A 7288-nucleotide genomic window follows, 5' to 3' on the forward strand; every position below is an offset into this window, starting at 1 on the left:
GGCAACGGCTCGATTCGGTCCACATCCGCGCCCTGAATCACGTTTCACGCCCGGCGGGAATCCCTCAAATCCGATTTTCCAAACAGCCTCTGAGCAAGCCAAGCTTTAAGGTAGCAGACCTGCCAACCCACGCTGACAACCCTACCTCCGCCGCGAGCATCTCCAGAGAAAAAGTGGTTAGTACAGGCATACGAGAGAAGACGGCCAAACCAGCCGCGGTAGCGGTCGGGCCGCTGAGTGCAGCTAGCGGCGCAGCCATCATTGCGGCGGTGGTTCCGGGATTTTGGAGGGGATTGTATTCATAGCCAGGATACTGGTTGCCGTCGTAGCCGGGATAGTAAACTCCCATCTGGTCGACCCATTGGTGCCCATTCGGATCACTCCTATTCGCCGGGTCGTTCTGGGCATAGGCGTACCGGTTCGTGCCGACGCCGGGTTGGGTGGGATCCCAGTCGTCGGGGGAGATGAAGCGGCCGAGGACGGGGTCCATGTAGCGGGCGTTGAGATAGAGCAGGCCCGTCTCGGGATCGTGGCGCTCGCCGACATAACCCTTCTGGGTCTGGAAGCCCGAGGCCAGGCGTTCGCCATAGGCGGCATAGCCGGTGGCTTCGACGACGGCACCGGCCGCATCGGTGACCAGCCGCACCGAAGCCAGATGGTCGCGGTGCAGGAACTGCTTGGCCTGGCCGACGATCTTGAGGTCGGGATGCGGATAGCGGGTGTAGACCTCCGATCCTGGCGTCGCCGGATCGATCTCGACCGACGCATCCGGATAAAGCGTGGTGGCGAAGGCCGAGGCCTTCTTGGTGCGTGCCCCGTCGGGGCCGTAGAACAGGTTGACGGTGTTGGACGCAAGCGTCACCTGGCTCAGCCGGTTGGCCTCGTCCCAGACCAGACTGCGGCTGCCGTCGGCGGTGAGGTTGCCGTTGGCATCGTAGCTCAGCGCGTTGGCGCCCACCGTCAGCGGTGTGTGCGGCCGCGGAGCGGTGGGGGCGGGATAGACGTAAGCGCCCGCGACCCGGCTGCGCGACAGCATGTTGTCGTTGGCGGCATAGGTGAAGGTCTCGTCGAGGCTGTTGTCGCCGAGATTGTCGGCACTCACCAGCCGGTCGAGGCTGTCATAGCCGTAGCTCCAGCTCTCCGCCGGCGTCAGCCCGGCGATCGCGCTGATGCGGCCGAGCGCGTCGCGGCTGTACTGGCTGTCCATCAGCACGGTTGCGTCCTTGCTGGTGGTCACCCGGGTGAGCCAGCGCCGGGTCGGCGAGTAGGCAAAGCTGGTCTTGACGCCGTTGGCGTAGGCGATCTCCCTGGTCTGCCCGTCGGCCTCGCGGATGGTCGAGACGATGGCGTCGGGGATGGCCACCAGCGCATTGGCGGCACTGTATTGCCAGCGGTTGGTGGAGCTGCCGATGTCGAGCGGGCCGGGCAGGTATTGCGTCCACACCGTCTGGCCCGAGGCATCGCGGCCGGTAAGCGTGGTGCTGGTCAGCCCGTCGATGCTGGTTGCCTGGCTCGCCACCTTGCCGAAGCCGTCATAAGAGAAGACGTGGACGGCATTGGCATTCTCCGACCGCGTCAGCCGGCCGATGTTGTAGAAGCCTGAAGCCGCCTCGTCGTAGCCGTTCTGGGCCAGCGTGACGGGCGTCCCGCCCGGTGCCGTCGCCTGCTTGAGCAGCAGCCGGCCGAGCTGGTCGTAGCCCATGGTGGTGACGACCCCGCGCGCATCGGTCTGGCTCGTCAGCCGGCCCGCCCCGTCATAGCCGTAGCTCCAGCTGCCGAGGTCGGGATCCGAGGCGCTCAGCCGGCGCCCGAGCAGGTCGTAGGCATAGGACCAGGCCGAGCCGGAGGCATCGCTGACCCCGATCATCCGGCCGAGCCCGTCATAGCTGCGGGTCTCGCCGACGGCCTGGCCGCCGATGTCGCGCACGATCGCCACCACGTCGCCGCGCGACGAGGTCGTGGTGCTGGACCGCCGGCCGAGCTCGTCGGTCAGCGTCGCCACATAGAGCCTGGGGTTGGGGCTGGCGCCGCCGTCGAGGCTGTAGGCGATGCTGCGCTGGCTGGCATCGGGATTGACCACCTTCACCGGCCGGTCGGCCCAGTCGTAGCTGGTGGCCGTCCACTGCGCCGTCTCATTGGCAAAGCGCGGCAGGGCGAGGCGGGCGACATTGCCGCGGGCGTCATATTCGCTGTCGACCATGCGCAGCGGCCCCGCCGCCGTCTCGCCCGGCGTCTCGGTCCGCCACACCCGGCCGAGCCCGTCATAATAGGAGCGGCTGAACTGTTCGCCCGCTCCGTTGGGCAGCGGGCTCGAGATCACCACCGCCTGGGTGAGCGGATTGCCCTCGTTCTCGAAGCGGGTCCTGGTATAGCTGCCGGTCGCAGCCACCGCTGCGTCATAGGGCCGGCAGAACGCGTCATAGGTGAAGGTCTGGACGATGCCGTTGACGTCGGTCCGGCTCGAAGGCTCACCGCACACCGCATCGTAGGTGGCGCTGGTGACGAAGCGCGGGTCGGCCGCCTGGCCGCCCGTGGCAAAATACTTCGGGCCGCGCTCGCTCACCGGATAGAGCTTGTAGGTCGCATCATAGTCCCATTCGGTGCGGTTGCCCGCCCCGTCGACCGCCGCGGCCTTGTTGCCGAAGCTGTCGTAGGAAAAGAGTTGGTTGACCGATTGCGCCGGTGTCGAGGTCAGGTCGGCGACGTCCGATTGCCAGGTCAGATTGCCCTTCGTCGGCGGTGCGGCGTTGTCGCTGTGGTTGTCGTCGTAGAAGCTGAAGCTCAAGCCAACATACGGCAACGCCGGATCGAAGCCGGCCCTGACCTGCTCGGCCCGCGGCAAGGACACGATGTAGGCCGCCGTGTTGGGGGCGAAGAAGCGTACCGTCCACAGCTCGTCGCCTGCAACATCGGTGCGGCCATGGTCCTTGAGCTGGGTGACGTTGTTGTAGGCGTCGAACACCCGCTCGGTCTTCAGGCTGAGCGCAATGTTCTCGGTCAGCGTCGTGTCTGTCGCGGTGTTCTGCACCCAATAGGGCTTGGCCGCCACATTGACCTGGTAGGTCTCCGTGGTGTCGCGCCGCACCACGCCCGCGCCGTCCTTCTCGATCCGCCGCTCGACCAGCCCGTAGCTCGCCAGGTCCTGCCGGTAGGTCGTCTCCACCACCGGCCGGCCGGTCTCGCCGGCGGCCGCGGGCCTCGTCTCCACCACCGTGCGGAAGCCCAGGAACCGCCGTGCCTTGGGATCGTATTTGCCCCCCCCCATAGGCATAGTCGGTCACCGCGGCCGCCCCGCCCCGGCCGTCGCTCACCGTAAGCTTCGTCACCGCATGCACCAGGTTCGGCAGATAGTCGTTCGTCCACCGGCTCGACGGCGTGTATTCCGCCGAAATCGCCGCACCAGAACCCGTCGTCACACTGCGCAGGAGGTTGGGGTTCCCAGGGCCGGGATTGGAGACGATGAAGCTCGTGTCCGATCTGAACATGTCCGGCAGACCGTCGCCGTTGAAATCGCCGATCAATGTTGAACCGGTTCGATTCAACGGGGCAAAGTGGACTGCTGAATGGCCAGCGCTTCGAAACATCAAACCGAAAACACGAATCGGCCCAAACGCTGTGTCTATGTAATTCCTTTTTTCGACAAGCTCTGCCTTGCCATCATTGTCGAAATCGCTTGGGAAAATACTATACCCATCATTAATGATGGCAAGATTAATAGGCAATTGCCAATAAGAGCGCCCGGTAGACAGATATATACGTGGCGATGAGTATTTATTGATTAGTATGTCAGTCGCGCCATCGCCATTGATATCCGTGAGTGTGGCGGCACCCGCAGGCACGGCAGTCGCAACAATTTCACGCGACCACGCACCGTTAGTGCGTATGGCCTTTCTGATCGTTTTGTCAGAGCTCCAGAACAGCGCCGTTTGCCGTCCGTTGCCACGTAGATCGGCAGTTCCTTTCAATGAGTCACCGACCTTATAGTAGGCGCCATTGGGCTGGTTGGTCACAAGCAGTTCATCAGTGCCGTCGCCATCCATATCCGCAACGAAGCGCGGCTTCGGGCGGTCGTCTCGGTCGTCACGCCACGAAGATGGCAGGGCAGCTGAAGCGGCGGCAAGCGGCGGCGGCAACGCACCACTTGCTACCGTGACATTTAGCGCCGGATCCGTCTGGGCAATAATTTTCAGCAGAGAATGGTACGTGTAGGAGCTCTCGGTTGATGTTTCTCCTTGCCACGTGTTTTCCCTAACAATCGCAAAATCTTTGGTCTTTTTACCAGGAACAAAACTTCCGACGTAGTTGTATATAGAGATATCTGTCTGCGCCCCCGCAGACTGTGACCCAAGTGAGTATGTCCGGCCAGACATTGTACCGAATTTATCGAATGTCGAGAGATCCATAAATCGAGATTCAGTTATAATTGTTGTCTCAGAAGGGGTCTCTTTCATTGTGATGTAGGCTCTCGGCCCAAAGAGTTCGTCGCGGCCATCCGCATCGAGGTCGGCAACTGTTCTCGATTGTGGCAAGCCGCTGGGACGACGAGGAATGAGGTTGCTAACACTCTTGCCGGTATAGCTCGCATTCAGATCCTGATACTGCATCTGCTGGACGAGCTTCTGGGTGCCACCCGAGATGGTGCCGTCGGCTGCGACGGTAGCCTGGCGGCCGAAGCGGTCGACGCGCGTGAGCCGCGAGGTGTTCGACATCGGCGCCTGGTCGTAAGTCAGCCCGTAGGCGTCCCTGAGGGCGCCGCCCACGCTGACGGCGATCGTCTTGATGCGCTGGGTCGTCTGCGAGATGTCGTGGCCATTGGCCATCAGGATGTAGTCGGGCCGGGTCTCGCGGTAGAAGCGGATCTCGGTGCCGTTGTAGCTCACCGTCTCGGGATAGCAGACCGGGCTGTCCGGGCAGCTGTAGCCGTAGGCGACGCTGTTGCCGTTGGTGTCGGTGACCGAGGTCAGAAGCCAGCGATAGTTCTGGCCGAGATCATAGGCGGGCGTGCCGGCCACAGGGGTCGCGCCGGAGACGGCCGCCACCGAGCGGAAGGTCGAGACCGTGCCGTCGCGGGCGGTCACCGCCCACTGGTTGGCCGCCGCATCGAAGGCGATGCGGCGGTAGGATTCGTTCTCGGTGGCATGGGTGCCGCCGGTCGCGCACGACGGCGAGACCACGCCTGCCGCGCAAGGCACCAGTTCCAGCCCGTTGAGCAGGAAGACGTCCGCCGCGTCGAAGGCGGGGATGCCGTAGCCGACGCTGGCGCGCTCGATGACGTCGAAGCCGTCGAGACCCCAGGCATAACCGAGCCAGCCCTGGTAGGTGGCGCCGGTCTTGGTCTTGCGCGAGGAATCGTAGGTGAGCGCGAGCGACGGCTCGAGGCCGCGGAAGGAGGGCAGATCGAGCGGGATCGCGCTCGTCAGGTTGCCGGTGCCCGAGACATTGGGCACGCTGGCCTTGGCCGAGGTCTCGACCGTCTCGACGGGCTGAGTGTCGGTGCCGGTCGTCGTGGCTAAGGCCTCGGGCGCGGCCTCGAGCGTCTTCTGGGCCGTGCCGGCTTCGGCATCGTCCTTGGCCTTGCCTTGTTCGGCACCATCCGCTTCCGTCGCGCCGGCCGCGCCATCCGAGGCGCCGGCCTCCGTGCCGCTGTCAGCCCCGCCTGAGCCGGCGCCGGAAGCCTCGTCCGGGCCCGCAGTCGATCCACCCGCCGCAGTGCCAAAACCGGCGCCGCCATTGCCGAAGCCGCCGGGTGCCGCGGACGATCCCGCAAGATCAGGCGAAGTTCCCGTCGCCTCCTGCGCCAGGGCAGCGAGACCAGCCGAACCGGCCACCAAAGCAGATGCTGAAATATCGGCGCCAAGAACCCCCGCGGCAAAAGCTGCCGCGCCCAACAGACCGCGCTTCATGATCCCCCCCGAACAAGCCGCACGCTAACAAATGCTAACATTACGCGCAAAACTTGTTCAGCGACGATCGTACAACCAAAATATCAACAGGTTTATTTGGAGCGGCGGAGGAGCACACTGTCTCCAAGACATTGACGCTTGATCTGTGCTCTCCGGCGTACCCCCCGCCATTGGGCGCTACGCCATGATAGATGACGGCCTCGGCTTCCAACTCATGCCTCGGCGTCCGTCACGACAAACAGGTGGGAAAACGTCTCCGGTGTCAGGCGCTAGGCCGGCACGGAACACCGACTGGAGTTTGGTCGAAAGCGTGGGGTTGCGGCGCCGTAATCCCAGCGGCTGATTTAGCAGGGCGGGAAGATACCGGCCAACGACGACAAGCAGAGGCAGAGAGCGGCGAGGACATCGCGCCCTGGGTGAGGTTGGATAAAGTGGTATTCGACATCGCCCGGCTGATCGGACGGCATGCCCCGCGAAGACTTCGAGCGACTCAGCGCCGCCAAGGACAACGAGCTCTCATATCGCCGAGAGCAACAAGGATCCGAGACGAAGGCGGATGACCTGCTCGTTGCCGGTCAATACTCGCACGGCCGCCTTCCGCGCCGCCGTCAGGGTGCGCAGCCGCTGGCCGGCCGCGGACTTCAGATGAACGGCCTTGAACCAACCCGTGCGGACGATTTGCGCGATGCCCTGCGCGTCATTCCGGTCCGTCTTCACGGTCATCGCGCTCAGCGCCGCTTTGACATGCCGGCTCTCCAGGCACACGACGGGGAAGCCCTCGTCGACAAGATGCACGCCGATCCATTCCGACGTCGCGCCGGCTTCCAAACCAACGCGGACGAGACCATCCCGCCATCGGTCAAGAACAGCCTTTACGGCCTCGGGGGCACCGCGCACCTTCCCCTGCCACAGCACCTCGCCAGTCTCGCCAACGACGCAAATGGCTACCGCGTCGAGAGAGATATCCAGTCCTGCATAAACGCTCATGCCTATCTCCTCTTGCCAGGTCGGCTCAGAGCATCAGGCGAACGCCGTCATTCCGAAAGGGGTCGGGCATTCAGCGAGCTGGACCGAATACCCCATCTCTTCCGTGATCCGGATCGTTTCATTGCCCGTCTCTCTTTCAGAGAGCAGGCTAAGCTCAAAGCGAGGATTTTCCAGGGGAGCAGGTCCCGAACTTCGAAAGCTGAGTGTCGCCCGCCTCCCCGGCACCGAGGGGCTGAACTGGGCTGATCGGCAGGTGGTTGTCGGTGCGAACAAAAACACTCCCGGCGAGGTTGGCGCGGGAGTGTTTGTATTTTGGTTGCGGGGGTTGGATTTGAACCAACGACCTTCAGGTTATGAGCCTGACGAGCTACCGGGCTGCTCCACCCCGCGTTGAACTT

General features: G+C 63.7%; 3 protein-coding genes and 1 tRNA gene. All 4 read right to left on the reverse strand.

The annotated features are described in order from the left end of the window. Window positions 1–64: 64 nt before the first annotated feature. Window positions 65–2200, reverse strand: coding sequence for an RHS repeat-associated core domain-containing protein (locus tag J2X50_RS24750; protein WP_429098860.1), 2136 nt, complete (start codon window positions 2198–2200; stop codon window positions 65–67). Between the two features lie 385 nt (window positions 2201–2585). Continuing rightward, the gene (locus J2X50_RS24755) at window positions 2586–5903 is read right to left on the reverse strand and encodes an FG-GAP-like repeat-containing protein (RefSeq protein WP_429098856.1); all 3318 of its coding nucleotides are present in this window, start codon (window positions 5901–5903) and stop codon (window positions 2586–2588) included. A 516-nt stretch (window positions 5904–6419) separates the two neighbouring features. Next, a complete protein-coding gene (locus tag J2X50_RS24760) occupies window positions 6420–6890 on the reverse strand; it encodes an IS110 family transposase (RefSeq protein ID WP_429098858.1) in 471 nt (156 codons plus the stop codon). 313 nt (window positions 6891–7203) lie between these two features. Next, window positions 7204–7280 (reverse strand) — tRNA-Met (locus J2X50_RS24765). Between the last annotated feature and the right edge of the window lie 8 nt (window positions 7281–7288).

It is taken from the genome of Aminobacter sp. BE322, assembly GCF_050433525.1.
In the GTDB taxonomy this organism is placed as follows: Bacteria; Pseudomonadota; Alphaproteobacteria; order Rhizobiales; family Rhizobiaceae; genus Aminobacter.

Coding starts and splice junctions, on each gene's coding strand:
- J2X50_RS24750 (WP_429098860.1), bottom strand. CDS start 2,200: ATGGTCGACAGCGAATATGACGCCCGCGGCAATGTCGCCCGCCTCGCC.
- J2X50_RS24755 (WP_429098856.1), bottom strand. CDS start 5,903: ATGAAGCGCGGTCTGTTGGGCGCGGCAGCTTTTGCCGCGGGGGTTCTT.
- J2X50_RS24760 (WP_429098858.1), bottom strand. CDS start 6,890: ATGAGCGTTTATGCAGGACTGGATATCTCTCTCGACGCGGTAGCCATT.